Below are 13,237 nucleotides of genomic sequence, written 5' to 3'. Positions count from 1 at the left end.
GTGGAGGGCTACCCCGGCCTCGTGGTACACGGTCCGCTGATGACATTGGCGCTGGCCGAGACGCTTCGGCTGGACATGCCCGATCGCACACCCGTCCGACAGCGCCCCCGCAACCTGGCCCCGCCCACTATACCTGCTGTTTTTTTGTGGGGGGTGTTCCCCGTTGGGCGGATTTTCTACAGTGGGGTGCGCATCAGCACGTCGTTGTTTTGGGTGTGCTGGGTGACGAGGAAGTAGAGGTCGCTGCCGGTTTGGTAGGGGTAGATCATCGGGGCGTAGGCGGCGGGGAACTCGCGGGCGTCGATGAGGACGCGCGGCGGGGTCCACGGGCCCTCCGGCGACGGCGCGGTGCGCATCACCACGGAGTTGGCGCGGTCGGTGGTCAGCATGACGTACTGCCCGAGGTGCTGGTTCCACATGACCGACAGCTCACCGACGTCGCCGACGATCGGCTTGGCGGCGTTCACGTCGTTCAGCTTCCAGGTGCCGCCGTCCCAATACTCGTAGGCGTCGATATTGGCGATATCGGCCTCCTTGACGCGCGAGACGAATCCGTCGTTCTCGCGCCCGGCCGGAGTGCCGTACCGGTAGACGTAGCCGTCGGCCTTCAGGAACGCCGCCTGCTGGAAGTTGTGGAAGCCGCCCTCGTCGGCGCGGCGCGTGGTGGGCAGCTGCGCCCACGTCTGCCCGCCGTCACCGGAGACCGCCAGGGTGGAGAAGTTGGTATCCCAGTGCCCGTTCGCGCCCCACTCCCGCACCGACATCATGCTCATGTACTGCACCCCGCCCACGGAAATGCCCGCGGTCGGAATGAAGCTGATCTCGATGCCCGGGATCTTCGGACTGGGCAGCGGATTGTCGACGAAGCTCGTGTAGTGGATGCCCTGGGCCGGGCTGGCGTCGGCGGCGCTGCGGAACAGGACGTTGGACCGCCACGCCCACATGCTGCCCGCCAGCAGGTTCGGCATGCCCAGGCCGGCGGTGTCGCCGTAGGCGGTCAGCATCTGGCCGCGGCCGTCGTCCCACATGATGCCGAGGTCGGCGCCGAGGACGTTGTTGTTCTGGGTGTTGTTCGGCGAGGCCATGCCGGTCATCTGGTAGACGGCCTGGGTCGGACCACCCAGCCGCGGTAGACCGTTGACCCCGTTGAGTCCGGGGATCGGGTTGATGTTGTTGGGATCGGCTCCCGCCGGCGAGGCCCCGAGAGTCAGCAGCGCGACCGCCGCGCACGCCCCGGCCAGTGCGGACCGTCGTTTCATGCTCCGTTCCCCTTCCGATCGTCACGCCGTGGGTATTGTGCCTGTTTCGGCGCGCCGATGTGCGCCGTCCGAGCCGCAACAATCATCACATCGCTGTCACGGGTACGGGTCGTTACGACAACGGAAGGCCCCGCAATCGATTACGAATCCGATTGCGGGGCCATGCGTCAACGAGAATCCGGACCTGTCAGAAGGCGGCCTCGTCCAGTTCCATGATGTCGTTGTCGAGGTTGGACAGGACGGTGCGGGTCGCGGTCAGTTCCGGCAGCACGTTGCGGGCGAAGAACTGCGCCACGCCCACCTTGCCGTTGTAGAAGGCGACATCGGCACCCGAGGCACCGTTGTCGAGCGCCTTGATCGCGACCTCGGCGTGCTGCAGCAGCTGCCAGCCGATCAGCAGATCGCCGACCGACAGCAGGAACCGCACCGAACCCAGGCCGACCTTGTACAGCTCGTCCGGGTTCTCCTGCGCACCCATCAGGTGGCCGGTCAGGGTCGCGGCCATGCCCTGCACGTCCTCCAGCGCGGTGGCCAGCAGCTTGCGCTCGGCCTTGAGCCGGCCGTTGCCGCCCTCGCGCTCGATGAACTTCTGGATCTGACCGGCCACGTGCGCCAGCGCCACCCCGCGGTCGCGGGCGATCTTGCGGAAGAAGAAGTCCTGCGCCTGGATCGCGGTGGTGCCCTCGTACAGCGAGTCGATCTTCGAATCGCGGATGTACTGCTCGATCGGGTAGTCCTGCAGGAAGCCCGAACCGCCCAGGGTCTGCAGCGATTCGGTCAGGTACTGGTAGGCCCGCTCCGAACCGACGCCCTTGACGATCGGCAGCAGCAGGTCGTTGACGCGCGCGGCCAGATCGGCATCGGCACCCGAAACCTGTTCGGCCACAACGGCATCCTGATGCGCCGCGGTGTACAGATAGATCGCGCGCAGACCCTCGGCGTAGGCCTTCTGCATGGCCAGGCTGCGGCGCACATCGGGGTGGTGGGTGATGGTGACGCGCGGCGCGGTCTTGTCGGTCATCTTGGTCAGATCCGCGCCCTGCACACGCTGCTTGGCGTAGTCCAGCGCGTTCAGGTAGCCGGTCGACAGGGTCGAGATGGCCTTGGTGCCCACCATCATGCGCGCGTGCTCGATGACCTCGAACATCTGCGCGATGCCGTTGTGCACCTCGCCGACCAGCCAGCCCTTGGCCGGGATGCCGTGGCCGCCGAAGGTGACCTCACAGGTGGCCGAGACCTTCAGGCCCATCTTGTGCTCGACGTTGGTCACGAACACGCCGTTGCGCTCGCCCAGCTCGCCGGTCTCGTGGTCGAAGTGGAACTTCGGCACGAAGAACAGCGACAGGCCCTTGGTGCCCGGACCGGCGCCCTCGGGACGGGCCAGCACCAGGTGCATGATGTTCGGGAACAGATCGTCGGAGTCGGCGGAGGTGATGAACCGCTTGACGCCCTCGATGTGCCAGGAGCCGTCCTCCTGCTGCACGGCCTTGGTGCGCCCGGCGCCCACGTCCGAACCGGCATCGGGCTCGGTCAGCACCATGGTGGCGCCCCAGCCCTGCTCCACGGCGATCTTGGCCCACTTCTTCTGCTCTTCGGTGGCGTTGTTGAAGAAGATGTTGGCGAAGCCCGGGCCCGCGGCGTACATGAACGCGGCCGGGTTGGCGCCCAGCACCAGCTCGGCGATGGCCCAGTACGCGGTGCGCGGGAACTCGAGACCACCCAGGTCCGGGTGAACGGCGTAGGAGTCCCAGCCACCCTCCTGCAGCGTGCGGTAGCTCTTCTTGAACGACTCGGGGATCGAGACCGTGTGCGTCTCGGGATCGAACACCGGCGGGTTGCGGTCGGCGTCGGCGAACGACTCACCCAGCGGGCCCTCGGCGAGGCGGCGGACCTCGTTGATCATCTCCTTGATCGTGTCGGCATCCAGATCGCCGAACGCGCCGCTGTCCAGGATGGAACCCAGGCCCAGGACCTCGAAGAGGTTGAACTCCAGGTCGCGGACGTTGCTCTTGTAGTGACCCATTTTTCTCTCCATTGAGGTTGGTGCGGTCCGGTTGTCCCGTTCCCGCCCGTTGTCTCCACCGGGTAGCCGCAAGCCTGCTACTCACGGGTAACTTACACCGTATATTACCGGCGAGTAATGGATCCTTCAAAGGACTGAGCGGGCGATGTGACGCGATGAACAGTCGCCCGCGCGCGTCGGACGTGCGCGGCCACCCGCGGGTTACCGTTGGGCGTGCGCATCGAGACGAGTGCGGGACCTGCGGAGATCGAGCTGGACAGGCCGAGGAAGGCGTCGTTCCTGCTGCTGCTGACCCATGGTTCGGGCGGCGGTGTCGACGCGAAGGATCTGCTCGCCGTGCGCGACTGCGCGGTGGGCATCGGCGGCGCGGTGGCCCGGGTGGTGCAGCCCTACCGGGTCGCCGGGCGGCGCGCCCCGGGGTCGGTGGCCGTCCAGGACGCCGCGTGGCTGGAGATCGTGGCCGCGCTGCGCAGGAAGGTGCGCGCGGTTCCCCTGATCCAGGGCGGGCGCAGCAACGGGGCCCGGGTGGCGTGCCGGACGGCGGTCGAGGCCGAGGCCGAAGGTGTTGTGGCGCTGTCGTTTCCGCTACATCCCCCGGGAAAGCCGGAGAAGACGCGGCGCGACGAACTGCTGGCCGCCCGGCCGATCGACGTCCTGGTGATCAACGGCGCCCGCGACCCGTTCGGCATCCCCGACCCCGCCGACGCCGCCGAGGTGAAAGTGATCCCCAACCAACCACATTCGTTCCGCACCGGCTTCGACCTGATCACCACGACAGTAGAACCCTGGCTACGCCGCTGGAGCCAACCACACTGAGCCACAACACATCCCGGCAGCCCCACCCACTCACACTCCCGACAGCCACACCCACTCACACTCCCGACAAGCACGCCCACTCACACTCCCGGCAGCCACACCCACTCACACTCCCGGCAGGCACGCCCACTCACATTCCCGGCATGCTTTTGGCCGGGATCAAGCGTCGGGCGATTCGGCGGCGAGTGCCTGCTGGTCCAGGTCGGGGACGGTGCGGACCGCGACGACCAGGGCGTCGATGGCGTCGCCCGCCTCGGTCGGGCGCAGGATGCGGTCGGCGACGCGGATGCGGATGCGGTCGCCGGTCTCGGCCAGATCCGCCATCACATCGTTCGGGGTGAACAGGATCGACGGGTCCTGGGGACCGCCGTGGCCCTCGGTGAGGTTGGTGCTGTCGTGGCCGAGGATCAGCAGGGTGCCGCCGGGTGAGAGCAGGTCGGCGGCGTGCCGGACCAGGGCGCGGCGCTGCTGCTCCGGCAGGTGCAGGTAGGCCAGCAGGATCAGCTCGAACGGTCCGGTGATCCCGGCGGCGTCCAGGTCGGTGACGTCGGCGCACTGCCAGGTGATGCGGCCCCGCACCGACCGCGACAGCCGCGATGCCACCGTGCGGCCCTTATCGATGCCGACCTGCGAGAAGTCCACGGCCCGCACCTGCCATCCGTGCGTGGCCAGCCACAGCGCGTTGCGGCCCTCCCCGCAGGCCAGATCCAGCGCCCGCGGCATGGTCGGCGGCGCCTCGCCGGGCGCGTCCGGCTGCAGCGGAATCCGCCGCTCCAGCCCGAAGACGTGCTCGACCACGGTCCCGTTCGGCGGTGCGCCCCACACCAATTCGCTCTGCGCATACCGCGCATCCCAGTCGGCCGCGTCCATGAGCCGAGTCTATGGCGCGCGGGCGCCGGAAAAGCACTTGCCCGACCCGGAAGAATCGTGGTGTGGACATCGACTATCGCTGGCGCGCAGCAGCATCCGACGCCGAACTGGTGGAACTGACCGTGTCGCACGGCGGTGCGCCCGAGCCCGGGTGGTGGGACCGGATTCGCCCGCACAGCTTCGGGTGGATCACCGCGCGCACCCCGGACGGCGCCCTGATCGGATTCGCGAACGTCGTCTCCGACGGCGGCTGCCACGCCTTCCTGCTCGATCCGAAGGTGCGGCCCGACCATCAGCACCGCGGCATCGGCACCGAACTGGTGCGGCGCTGCGCGGCGGCCGCGGCCGAGGCCGGATGCACCTGGTTCCACGTCGATTTCGATCCGGAGCTGAAGCCCTTCTACTTCGGCGCCTGCGGATTCCGCCCGACGGACGCCGGGTTGATCGCGCTGTGATCGACCGCCCTACAACGTGGTACGCATCAGCAGCACGTTGTACTGGCTGTGCACCGTGGTGAGGAAGTACAGATCGCGGCCGGTCGGGTACGGGAAGATCGACGGGGCGTAGGCCGTGGGCAGCTCGCGGGTGTCGATGAGCACCTCCGGCTCGGTCCACGGCCCCTCCGGGGAGGGTGCGCGCCGCATCACCACCGAATTCCACGGGTCGGTGGTCAGCATGAGGTACTGCCCCAGGTACTCGTTCCACATCACCGACAGCTCGCCGACGCCACCGGCGATGGGAGCCGCCGCGTTCACATCGCCCTTGACCCAGCGACCGCCGTCCCAGTACTCGTATTCGGCGAGGTTCTGAATGTCGTTCTCGCGCACCCGGGCGACGTGGGCCGCGTGGTTGCGACCCGACGGCGTGCCGTACTCGAAGACCCAGCCGCCCTCCTTCACGAAGGCGTTCATCTGGAACTTCGAGTTGCCGCCCTCGTTGGGGCGCCGGGTGTGGCCGAGGTCGGCCCAGGTCTCGCCGTTGTCGGCGGAGGCGGCCAGGCCGGAGAAGTTGGTGGTCCACTCGCCGACGTCGTCCCAGCTCTTCACCGACATCAGGCTCATGTACTGCACGCCGTTGACGGCGATGCCCGCGGTGGGGATGCGGCTGATCTCGAGGAACGGGATCTTCGGGCTGGGGATCAGATCCCGCGCCTGCCCGAAGACGTCGCGCACCACGCTGTCGTAGAAGATGCCGTTCACCGGATCCTTGGTGTGGCTGCGCACCAGGATATTGCTGCGCCAGGCCCACGTGCTGCCGGACAGCAGGTTGGGCAGGCCGAGGCCGGCGGTGTCGCCGTAGGCGGTGAGCATCTCGCCGTTTCCGTTGTCCCACATGATGCCCAGGTCGGTGCCGAGCACGTTGTAGTTCGCGGTGCTGTTGGGACTGGCCAGGCCGGTCACCTGGAATACCGCATCGGTGCGGCCGGGCAGGTTCGGCAGGCCGTTGGTGCCGTTGAGCACCGGGAACGGATTGATCGCATTGGGATTTGCCGCGGCGGGGGCGGTGGCGGTCAGCAGCAAGGCCGAGGCACCCGCTATCGCGGACAGCAGGATGGAGACGGTCCTGGTCAAGTCGGTGAGCCCTCCGGATCCGAGCGGGTACGGCGCACCGGTGGAGCTTGTGACGCCGTACTCGAAAATCGACTGGCTGGCACGAGCGAGCAAATGCTAGCAGCGAATCCGCGCGGAACCGGTTTGTCTCACCAGGTTTCTGGGTAATAGGCCGTCTTCGGGCCGAATTGTTATTTCTTCGACAGTGCCTGACGCACCAGCAGCGGCAGCTGGGTGGCGCGCTCGATGCCGAGGGTGCGGCGCACGCCGGCGTGCCAGCTGCGGTCGAACATCCGCTTGGCGGCGGCCACCGCGTGCGGTGAGCGTGCCGCGATCCGGTCGGCCAATTTCTCCGCGGCCGCCCGCGGGTCGGGGGTCACCTCGGTGATCAGGCCGATGCGCTCGGCGTACGCGGCGTCCACCGGATCGGCGGTCATGGTCAGCAGCAGCGCCTTGTCGACGCCGATGAGCCGCGACAGGGTGGCCGCGCCGGTCATATCCGGGATCAGGCCGTGTTTCGCCTCCATCACCGAGAAGTCCGCCTCGGGGGTGGCGAAACGGATATCGGCGGCGAGCGCCAGCTGCAGTCCGCCGCCGTAGCAGTGCCCGTGCACGGCCGCGATCACCGGCTGCGGCAGCCGCCGCCACGCCCAGCACGCCTCTTGAAAGGTGTTGGTGCCGCGCCACGGAATCGGCACGAAATTGCGCACGATGGTCAGCGGATCGCCGACGGCCTTGGCGATATCGAGGCCGCTGGAGAAGCTGGGACCGTTGCCGGTCAGGATCACCGCGCGGATGTCGTCGCGCCCACCGACCACCCGCGCCACCTCGACGAGATCGCCGAGCATCTCGATCGTCAGCCCATTGTGCTTGTCGGCCCGATCCAGCGCGACATACGCGCGATCACCATCAACAGTGAGGGAAACATTGCTCATCGTGGAGAGTCTCTCATTCGGCCCGGCGCCCAACCGATCGAGCAGGCCCCTCTCATCCCCGCCCGGCAGTCACGTGGTCGAGGAGGCACAGCACCTCACCCCTGCCCGATAGTTCAACTGGTCGAGGAGGCACAGCATTTCATCCCCGCCCGGTAGTCGATTGGTCGAAGAGGCACAGCATTTCATCCCCGCCCGATAGTCGACCGGTCGAAGAGGCACAGCACCTCATCCCCGCCCGGTGGTCGATTGGTCGAGGAGGATTTGGGTGCATCGGGCGGGGTCGTCGTAGAACGGGGTGTGGCCGCTGCCGGGGAGGGTGAGGTGGCGGGCGTCGGGTAGCCAGGCCCGGGCGCGGCGACTCTGGGTGGCGTAGGTGAGCAGGATGTCGCGGTTGCCCCACGCGATGGTGACCGGGATGCGGTCGAGTCGGCCGCCGTCCTGCAGGCGCGCATCGGTGAAAGAGGCCAGGGCGGCGTCGAATCCGGGCGCATCGATGGCGCCGACCGCGGTGTCGATCGCGACGCGCGGGCTGACCGCCCACGGCTTACCGAACACCAGACTCAGGAATGCGGTGCGCCCCGCGGACGTGCCGAGGATCGACGCCATCGCGGGCCGCATCCGGCGGCCCAGCGACTTGGAGCGCCCCAGCGCCTGCTGGCACCACGCCCGCCCGGCGACCGACCAGAACCCGATCGGCGAGAACGCGGTGACCGAGCGGGCCAGGCCGCGGGCGCCCAGGTTCAGCACGATCAGCCCGCCCATGGAATTGCCCGCCAGATGGGGTTGCTCCAGGCCCTGCTCGTCGAGGAATGCGGCGAGCGCATCGGTGAGGGTGTCGACGGTGGTGCGCCCGAGCGGCTCGGAGGCACCGAAGCCCGGCAGATCCACGGCGATCACCTCGAACGATGCGGCCAGGCCGTCGATGATCGGTTCCCACACCTCCCACCGGCTGCCGACGCCGTGGACCAGGACCAGAGGTTCGCCCGAACCGGTTCGGTGGTGGTTCAGCATGCTCCTCGACTTCCCCGCGTACCGGTGGGACCGCCGCCCACAGTAGCAACGATTGACACAGCGCCAACAGTGGTTCCGGCGGGTACGATAAATGGTATGGCTACCCGTAAGGTCACGTTGTCCCTGGACGCGGCGTCGTGGTCGTACGCCGAACAGGCCGCGGCCCGCGCGGGAATGTCCCCATCCGCGTGGATTTCCCGTGCCGCCCGGCGCGAAGCGGTGCGCACCGGCTGCGTCCCCGGACCGGAACCGACAGATCTCGCGGCCGCCGACGAGGCCGAGCTGACCGCCGCCGAGGAGGCGATGCGTGCGCAGGGGTGAACTGTGGATCTACAACCCGCATGGTTCGCCCCGGCGTCGCAACGTCGTCCTGATCTCTAGTGACGGCATCAACGAATCCCCGCGCCCCTGGCTGATCGCGGCCGAGGTGGTCGACGAGGATCCCTTGGACATTCTCGCCGTCTCGGTGCCCGACCACGGCTGGGTGCACGCGGGCAATCTGGGCCGCATCTACCGGGGCTGGCTCGCCGAGCGCATCGGCGAGATGGACACCGACACCCTGGAGCGGCTCGATACCGCCCTGCGCGCCGCCATGGATTTGTGAGCCGTCAGCCGATTCGAGTCACCGACTGTTCCCGGACCGCGCGATACGGCAGGATCACCACGGCGGTTGTGCCGCCGCCCCGACACACCACATTGCGAGAATCGAGGAACCGTTGAGGATTTCGCTGATTGCCGCCGCATTCGTCGCGCTGCCCCTGCTGGCGGCGTGCGGCGGGTCGGATCACTCGGAGCACGAGTCGAAGATCACCCAGGCGGACCTGTCCAAGGCCCTGCAGGACAGCGGACTCAAGGACACCAAGATGGCCGACTGCGCCGCCGAACACTATGTCAACGAGGGCATTTCGCAAGACGGCCTGAAGATCATGACCAAGCCCGGCAACAATGCGCAGACCTCGGACCCGGCCGCCATGGGCCTGAGCCAGGGCGACGCCGACAAGGCCCGCGAGGCCACGAAGAAAATCGTCTCCGAATGCCTGCAGTGAGCCTGCCCATCCGGCGGCTCGAATGTGTCCGATATTTCCAGTCGAAAATGGCGTGGAATTAGCTGGACACTCGCTAAGCTGACCCCCGTCTCCTCGCGAGACACCTTGCAGAGCGGGCCGCGATTGCCCCCGCGGCCCGCTATCGCATCTGTTCGGTGAAGTCTCCAGGGGGAGCGCTGATGCCCAAACTGCTCGATCAGAAGACGGCCGCGGAACAACTGCTTTCGGACATCCTCGCGGCCGGATACACCGTTGACCAGTTCATCGCCCTGCTACGCGTGGACCCGTTCGAGGACACGCGGCCGATGCCGCCGGTGCCCGACAGCGAGTTCTGGACGATTCCACCGCTGCGGGCCGGATGAGTTACCGGTGCGGCAGGGTTGCTGTCCACTCGCCCTGTAGTAGCTGACTCCGGTTCTCGTCATACCCAGGTCGCCGAGTCCGGGTCGACGCCGTGAGCGCGCGCATTGGCGTCGATGATGTCGCGCAGCCATGCGGTCAGGCCGGGTTCGAGGGCGTCGTAGAACGCGGCGAATCCCGGATCCGCGATATACCTGCGGCCCAGGCAGACCTGCATCGAATGGGTGCAGTCGAAATAGGCGCCCATCGCCGCGCGGTGCCGCTCCGCCAGCGCGTCGGCCTCGTCGGTTCCCGGGACCACCCCGGCGCGGTGGGCCGCGGCCAGATCGCCGTGCAGCTTCTCGACGTCGTCGGAGATCTGCTGCCAGTCCTCGGCGGTGCGGTGCGCGGCGCGTTCGGCGTACTGCGCCCACTGGGCGGTGTCGCCCCACAGCTCACGGGCCCCTTCGGCCCACGCGGGCTGCCAATCCCGGCCGAAGATCGCCACCTGCTCCTCGGCGGAGAGCAGGATGCCGGACTTCCGCGCCCGAATCACGCGGTCGAGCGCGTCACCCATCCGCTGCAGGCGAGCGATGCGCTCGCGCAGGCGATCACGCTGGTTGTGCAGCGATGCCAGCGCGTCGTCGGCGGGCGCGTCCAGCAGGCCCGCGATCTCGTTCAGCGGCACCGCCAGCTCGCGGTAGATCAGCACACGATGGATCCGCGCGAGGTCCGCGTCGGTGTAGAGACGGTAGCCCGAGCGGGTCCGCCCGGAGGGCCGGACCAGCCCGATCTCGTCCCAATGGTGCAGGGCCCGCACGGTGACGCCGAGGCGCGCCGCGACGTCGCCGACCGTGCGTCCCTCCTCGAGTTCCCGGGGCATACGGTCCAGTCTGGCAGTCCCGGACCGCTCCTCGACGAGACCGGTCACCGGCCGGGTGCCGGGATTCCGACGGAGTCGAGGTACTCGGCCTGCGGACCGGCCGGATCGTAGGGCCGGGCGGCCGTCATGATCACCCGAAGGTGCTCCGGCGTGGTGACCTCGAGCTCCACCGAACCCCACGGCATCGTCCGCGGTCCCGTCGCGCAGCCGGGCCGCAATCGCTCGCACGCGGCGGCGATCTCGTCGATCTGGTTCAGCACACAGGAAAAGCTCACGCTCACCGCCGGTGCCTCGGCAGCACGCGCGCCCGGCACGAGCAGGACGTCCTGGAACGCCCACCGCCGCAGATGGGTCACCTGTCCGGGCGCCGAGAACAGGTCGATGAAGCCCAGCCCGCGGCTCCAGAAGTCAACGGACGCAGCAATGTCGGGCGTCGGCACCGTGACGAACATCGGCATCCCGTAGATGCCGCGGTACGGCTCGGGCGCCACGGCGTCGGGCCCGGGGACGGGCACCGGGCTGATCTCGAAGGCGGAGTAGGTGTCGGTCATGAGGGGCAGTGTCGACCCTCACGCAACGTGAGGGTCAAGCCCTGGGTTCCGCCCGTCGATGCTCGGGCGCAAAGGTGTAGCGGCACAACGTTTCCGCGCGAGCGATTAGGCTGTCGGGGTGAACGACTCCCGTGGCGCCGATCCGATCACACAGGGCCTGGCCATCGACCGGCCGACCCCCGCCCGCATGTACGACTACTTCCTGGGCGGCAAGGACCACTACGACGTCGATCGGGAGGCCGCCGAGCGGGTCAAGGCGGCCTTGCCGAATACTCGTGAGATCGTCTGGGAGAACAGATATTTCCTGCAGCGCGCCGTCCGATACCTGGCCGAGGCGGGCATCGACCAGTTCGTCGACCTGGGCACCGGCCTGCCGACCAAGGGGAATGTGCACGAGATCGCCCAGGCGATCACACCGCAGGCGCGGGTGGTCTACGTCGACAACGACCCGATCGTGCTCAGCCACGGGCGTGCCCTGCTGGCCACCAACCCGAATACCACCGTCATCACCGCCGACATCCGCGAGCCCGACCGGATCCTCGAACACCCCGAGCTACGGGCGTTGATCGACTTCACCCGCCCGTGCGCGGTCCTGTTCGTCGCGATCATGCACTTCATCCCCGACGACGCCGACCCCTACGGTGCGATCGCCGCGTTCCGCGAGGTTCTGGCCCCCGGCAGCTATCTGACACTGTCGCATCTGACGTCCGACATCGTCCCCGCGGACCAGGTCCAGCACGTGGTCGACGTCTACAAGGCGGCAACCTCTCCGATAATCTTCCGCTCCGGTCCGCAGATCGAGCGCATGTTCGACGGATTCGAGCTGGTGGCTCCGGGCCTGGTTCATCCCTGGCAATGGCAGCCCTGGCTGAAGTCGCCGTACGAGACCGACGAGATGCGCACCGACTGGCTGTGGGCCGCGGTGGGGCGCCTTACCGGGAGCACGCCTTCGGACTGAACCGGTGCGCGAGACGGTCGAGCCCGAGGCCGAGCCGATCGGTGACGGCCTGCTCGATCGTCGCCGCGGCGGTGGGGGTGAGGTCACGGGCGCTGACGTAGGTGTGGATGGTGATCAGCGACCAGGCCGATCCCTCGCTCACGATGCTCATCGTGGCGGTCAGGTCGGTGCCGGCGAAGCCGGACCCGGTCATCCGTAACGAGGTCGGTGCCGTCATCTCCACGACCACGGCGTCGATGGTGTGGATCGTGCTGAACAAGGTCACGTTCGCGCAGATCCTGGCGCCGACGGCCATCCGCGCCGGGACCTCCACGATCCGGCAGCCGGGACCGGCCAGAAACTCCGCCAGGCATACCGGATCGGATACCTGCGCCCAGACATCGGATCGCGCAGCACCGACCAGGCGCGAAACCCGGCGCCACTCGTTCACCACTACCCATTCCCTGCCACATCGAGCCGGTCGTCGTGCGCATCCGCGCCTGCGTAGTATCCACACTCTTGTTCCGAAAGGAACTATCCGCCTTCGGGTTGTAATCAAACCGCAAGGGACGCACGAGCATTCGCAAGCACATCTGCACGATCAGCTGTGGCTGACGTCGAGTAGCGCCGACCAGAACTCCTGTTGAACCGCGTCCCACAGGTCCTGATGCTGCGGCAACACCTCGCGGGCGTCGGCCAGGTCGAGCGAGCCCGTATCTCCGGAGAAGACGATCATTCCGCGTTGCGCCAGGGGCAGCAGCGTATCGGGCCACTGCACCGCGGGACTCGAGTCGCCGAGTAACAGCACGCGACGAATCCAGGGACGCCTGCGCGTCAGCGACCAGTCCGCGGTTTTCTTCCCGTCGGCAGTTGTGGTCGTACGCAGTCCTTCTCGCATCTTTCGGCTTCCCTTGCGGCTAGTGGTTCCCGGGGGGGGGGGGGTTTGGACCCCCCCCCCCGGGGGGGTCGGGGGCCCGCACCCCCCGACCCGGGGCCCGGGTGGGCGCCCCCCCGGCG

Annotated in this window: 17 protein-coding genes and 1 pseudogene; 8 read left to right on the top strand and 10 right to left on the bottom strand. The window is 68.0% G+C overall.

Translation table 11 applies throughout. The annotated features are described in order from the left end of the window. Nucleotides 1–123: pseudogene (locus QH290_RS38270) on the top strand (FAS1-like dehydratase domain-containing protein); the annotation flags it as partial. Nucleotides 124–176: 53 nt separating this feature from the next. Here QH290_RS38270 and QH290_RS34290 read toward each other — a convergent pair. Together QH290_RS34290 and QH290_RS34285 are read right to left on the bottom strand one after the other, a co-directional pair. Continuing rightward, on the bottom strand, nt 177–1,259 hold the full coding sequence (locus QH290_RS34290) for a glycoside hydrolase family 183 protein (RefSeq protein WP_280387476.1): 1,083 nt from the start codon (nt 1,257–1,259) through the stop codon (nt 177–179). Between the two features lie 187 nt (nt 1,260–1,446). After that, nucleotides 1,447–3,282: an acyl-CoA dehydrogenase gene (locus tag QH290_RS34285; protein WP_280269121.1), complete on the bottom strand. Its 1,836-nt coding sequence runs from the start codon at nt 3,280–3,282 to the stop codon at nt 1,447–1,449. A gap of 213 nt (nt 3,283–3,495) precedes the next feature. Here QH290_RS34285 and QH290_RS34280 point away from each other — a divergent pair, with 213 nt between their 5' ends. Further along, nucleotides 3,496–4,098: an alpha/beta hydrolase family protein gene (locus QH290_RS34280; protein ID WP_280387474.1), complete on the top strand. Its 603-nt coding sequence runs from the start codon at nt 3,496–3,498 to the stop codon at nt 4,096–4,098. Between the two features lie 159 nt (nt 4,099–4,257). Here the strand turns inward: QH290_RS34280 and QH290_RS34275 are convergent, their stop codons facing one another. Next, nucleotides 4,258–4,968, bottom strand: coding sequence for a class I SAM-dependent methyltransferase (locus QH290_RS34275; protein WP_280387472.1), 711 nt, complete (start codon nt 4,966–4,968; stop codon nt 4,258–4,260). A gap of 62 nt (nt 4,969–5,030) precedes the next feature. Here QH290_RS34275 and QH290_RS34270 point away from each other — a divergent pair, with 62 nt between their 5' ends. Next, the gene (locus QH290_RS34270) at nt 5,031–5,423 is read left to right on the top strand and encodes a GNAT family N-acetyltransferase (RefSeq protein WP_280269124.1); all 393 of its coding nucleotides are present in this window, start codon (nt 5,031–5,033) and stop codon (nt 5,421–5,423) included. A 9-nt stretch (nt 5,424–5,432) separates the two neighbouring features. Here the strand turns inward: QH290_RS34270 and QH290_RS34265 are convergent, their stop codons facing one another. The 3 genes from QH290_RS34265 to QH290_RS34255 all read right to left on the bottom strand — a co-directional run bounded on the left by QH290_RS34265 (nt 5,433) and on the right by QH290_RS34255 (nt 8,464). Continuing rightward, entirely contained in the window at nt 5,433–6,539 is a 1,107-nt protein-coding gene (locus QH290_RS34265; protein ID WP_280269125.1) for a glycoside hydrolase family 183 protein, read from the bottom strand. A 170-nt stretch (nt 6,540–6,709) separates the two neighbouring features. After that, complete coding sequence (locus tag QH290_RS34260) at nt 6,710–7,453, bottom strand: crotonase/enoyl-CoA hydratase family protein (RefSeq protein ID WP_280269126.1); 744 nt, start codon at nt 7,451–7,453, stop codon at nt 6,710–6,712. A gap of 225 nt (nt 7,454–7,678) precedes the next feature. Continuing rightward, nucleotides 7,679–8,464: an alpha/beta fold hydrolase gene (locus QH290_RS34255; protein ID WP_280387470.1), complete on the bottom strand. Its 786-nt coding sequence runs from the start codon at nt 8,462–8,464 to the stop codon at nt 7,679–7,681. 96 nt (nt 8,465–8,560) lie between these two features. Here QH290_RS34255 and QH290_RS34250 point away from each other — a divergent pair, with 96 nt between their 5' ends. The 4 genes from QH290_RS34250 to QH290_RS34235 all read left to right on the top strand — a co-directional run bounded on the left by QH290_RS34250 (nt 8,561) and on the right by QH290_RS34235 (nt 9,872). After that, nucleotides 8,561–8,785, top strand: a complete 225-nt coding sequence (locus QH290_RS34250; protein WP_280269128.1) for a hypothetical protein — start codon at nt 8,561–8,563, stop codon at nt 8,783–8,785. Then, entirely contained in the window at nt 8,772–9,068 is a 297-nt protein-coding gene (locus QH290_RS34245) for a hypothetical protein (protein ID WP_280269129.1), read from the top strand. Before QH290_RS34250 ends, QH290_RS34245 begins: the two co-directional genes overlap by 14 nt. 112 nt (nt 9,069–9,180) lie before the next feature. After that, nucleotides 9,181–9,510 (top strand): hypothetical protein, encoded by a 330-nt coding sequence (locus tag QH290_RS34240; protein WP_280269130.1) that lies wholly within the window; start codon nt 9,181–9,183, stop codon nt 9,508–9,510. A 179-nt stretch (nt 9,511–9,689) separates the two neighbouring features. Next, complete coding sequence (locus QH290_RS34235) at nt 9,690–9,872, top strand: hypothetical protein (RefSeq protein WP_280269131.1); 183 nt, start codon at nt 9,690–9,692, stop codon at nt 9,870–9,872. Nucleotides 9,873–9,931: 59 nt separating this feature from the next. On the opposite strand, the gene QH290_RS34230 is transcribed toward QH290_RS34235, so the two are convergent. Both QH290_RS34230 and QH290_RS34225 read right to left on the bottom strand, forming a co-directional pair. Further along, nucleotides 9,932–10,732, bottom strand: a complete 801-nt coding sequence (locus tag QH290_RS34230) for a MerR family transcriptional regulator (RefSeq protein ID WP_280269132.1) — start codon at nt 10,730–10,732, stop codon at nt 9,932–9,934. Nucleotides 10,733–10,776: 44 nt separating this feature from the next. Continuing rightward, on the bottom strand, nt 10,777–11,283 hold the full coding sequence (locus tag QH290_RS34225; RefSeq protein WP_280269133.1) for a VOC family protein: 507 nt from the start codon (nt 11,281–11,283) through the stop codon (nt 10,777–10,779). Nucleotides 11,284–11,401: 118 nt separating this feature from the next. Between QH290_RS34225 and QH290_RS34220 the strand changes: the two genes are divergently transcribed. After that, nucleotides 11,402–12,241: an SAM-dependent methyltransferase gene (locus QH290_RS34220; protein ID WP_280387468.1), complete on the top strand. Its 840-nt coding sequence runs from the start codon at nt 11,402–11,404 to the stop codon at nt 12,239–12,241. Here the strand turns inward: QH290_RS34220 and QH290_RS34215 are convergent. Further along, the gene (locus QH290_RS34215; protein ID WP_280269139.1) at nt 12,216–12,674 is read right to left on the bottom strand and encodes a hypothetical protein; all 459 of its coding nucleotides are present in this window, start codon (nt 12,672–12,674) and stop codon (nt 12,216–12,218) included. The genes QH290_RS34220 and QH290_RS34215 overlap by 26 nt on opposite strands. 147 nt (nt 12,675–12,821) lie before the next feature. Then, nucleotides 12,822–13,118, bottom strand: coding sequence for a hypothetical protein (locus QH290_RS34210; RefSeq protein ID WP_280269140.1), 297 nt, complete (start codon nt 13,116–13,118; stop codon nt 12,822–12,824). Nucleotides 13,119–13,237 lie beyond the last annotated feature (119 nt).

The organism is Nocardia wallacei, assembly GCF_029869545.1.
Taxonomy (GTDB): domain Bacteria; phylum Actinomycetota; class Actinomycetes; order Mycobacteriales; family Mycobacteriaceae; genus Nocardia; species Nocardia wallacei_A.
The sequence above is the reverse complement of the archived record's forward strand: the minus strand, read 5'-3'. Positions and strand labels throughout refer to the sequence as shown.

Coding starts and splice junctions, on each gene's coding strand:
- QH290_RS34250 (WP_280269128.1), top strand. CDS start 8,561: ATGGCTACCCGTAAGGTCACGTTGTCCCTGGACGCGGCGTCGTGGTCG.
- QH290_RS34275 (WP_280387472.1), bottom strand. CDS start 4,968: ATGGACGCGGCCGACTGGGATGCGCGGTATGCGCAGAGCGAATTGGTG.
- QH290_RS34260 (WP_280269126.1), bottom strand. CDS start 7,453: ATGAGCAATGTTTCCCTCACTGTTGATGGTGATCGCGCGTATGTCGCG.
- QH290_RS34285 (WP_280269121.1), bottom strand. CDS start 3,282: ATGGGTCACTACAAGAGCAACGTCCGCGACCTGGAGTTCAACCTCTTC.
- QH290_RS34225 (WP_280269133.1), bottom strand. CDS start 11,283: ATGACCGACACCTACTCCGCCTTCGAGATCAGCCCGGTGCCCGTCCCC.
- QH290_RS34210 (WP_280269140.1), bottom strand. CDS start 13,118: ATGCGAGAAGGACTGCGTACGACCACAACTGCCGACGGGAAGAAAACC.
- QH290_RS34235 (WP_280269131.1), top strand. CDS start 9,690: ATGCCCAAACTGCTCGATCAGAAGACGGCCGCGGAACAACTGCTTTCG.
- QH290_RS34290 (WP_280387476.1), bottom strand. CDS start 1,259: ATGAAACGACGGTCCGCACTGGCCGGGGCGTGCGCGGCGGTCGCGCTG.
- QH290_RS34230 (WP_280269132.1), bottom strand. CDS start 10,732: ATGCCCCGGGAACTCGAGGAGGGACGCACGGTCGGCGACGTCGCGGCG.
- QH290_RS34255 (WP_280387470.1), bottom strand. CDS start 8,464: ATGCTGAACCACCACCGAACCGGTTCGGGCGAACCTCTGGTCCTGGTC.